The following is a 1,483-nucleotide window of genomic DNA, read 5'->3' as shown; positions in this document are numbered from 1 at the left end:
CGATCTCGCCCGGTGTCCCAACACCAAGGGCCGTTTCAATGTCGGTCACATCCACATCGCCATTGGTCACACCCGGCAGGGTGATCACGACGCTGGTCAGTTCATCGGTGCTGTCACCAGACGCCGCGCTGAAGTTGATGGTGTTATCGACACTGTCTTCCTTGATGATACCGGCAAACTCGCCGTCACCGAAGGCCGCAGTCGGCACAACCTCGCCGCCTTCAATGGTCAGGCTGAAATCGGCGCTGTCTTCCTTGCGGTTGTCGGCAAGAGTGTCTTCCTCATCGTTATTCGGCAGGGTTTCCTCACTGACGCTGGAAATGCTGCCATTGATCGTACCTTCATAGCCCGCCGGAACAACAGCCTCAATCAACCCAACGGCAACTTCAAGGTCTGCCGGATCGCTCACGTTCAGGGTCCATGTCCCATCCGGACCTTCCGTCAGGGTCGCATCAGAAGGTGCCCCGGCGCCAAGCACAAGGCCAACACCCGCCGTAACCGCCGTCCCGTGCAACGTAACCGTGATTGTGAAGGTCTCGGAACCGTCCGTATCGTCAGGCGTGCTATCCGTCGGTGTGAAGCCACTGGCCGCAAACTGCATGCCCAGACCCAGATTGAGGTTCTGGACTGTATCGCTTTCCGTACCGCTGGCCGCAGCACCCCCTTCAACATCGGCAAACCGATCGAGAACCGCGTCCACCACGATGGTCTTGGTTTCGCCGCCATCGCCGGTCTCAGTCGCGTCCGTTTTATCCTTGGCATAGGCCGTGATGGTGGCAGACAGGTCCGCGTCGCTATCCTCAACCGGGGCATCCAGGGTGAAGGAACTGCTGAAGCTTTCCAGATCCGCACTGTCATTGAAGGTGATCGTGATGGTCGTTGTGCCACCCGCCTCGGATACCACAACCGTTCCGATCTCGCCCGGTGTCCCAACACCAAGGGCCGTTTCAATGGCAGACACATCCACATCGCCATCTTCCACACCCGGCAGGGTGATCACGACGCTGGTCAGTTCATCCGTGCTGTCACCAGACGCCGCGCTGAAGCTGATGGTGTTATCGACACTGTCTTCCTTGATGATACCGGCAAACTCGCCGTCACCGAAGGCCGCAGTCGGCACTACCTCGCCGCCTTCAATGGTCAGGCTGAAATCGGCGCTGTCTTCCTTGCGGTTGTCGGCAAGAGTGTCTTCCTCATCGTTATTCGGCAGGGTTTCCTCACTGACGCTGGAAATGCTGCCATTGATCGTACCTTCATAGCCCGCCGGAACAACAGCCTCAATCAACCCAACGGCAACTTCAAGGTCTGCCGGATCGCTCACGTTCAGGGTCCATGTCCCATCCGGACCTTCCGTCAGGGTCGCATCAGAAGGTGCCCCGGCGCCAAGCACAAGGCCAACACCCGCCGTAACCGCCGTCCCGTGCAACGTAACCGTGATTGTGAAGGTCTCGGAACCGTCCGTATCGTCAGGCGTGCTATCCGT

At 58.9% G+C, this 1,483-nt stretch carries 1 protein-coding gene; it reads right to left on the bottom strand.

Annotation, left to right across the window (positions count from 1 at the left end; translation table 11 throughout):
* Positions 1-1,483 (bottom strand): hypothetical protein (locus tag FQB27_RS16530; RefSeq protein ID WP_169562186.1); only part of this gene is annotated, 1,483 nt, incomplete at both ends.

Origin of the sequence: Sneathiella chinensis (assembly GCF_012720115.1) — a bacterium.
In the GTDB taxonomy this organism is placed as follows: domain Bacteria; phylum Pseudomonadota; class Alphaproteobacteria; order Sneathiellales; family Sneathiellaceae; genus Sneathiella; species Sneathiella chinensis.
Note: the sequence above shows the minus strand (reverse complement) of the source record. Positions and strands in the feature narration are given on the sequence as shown.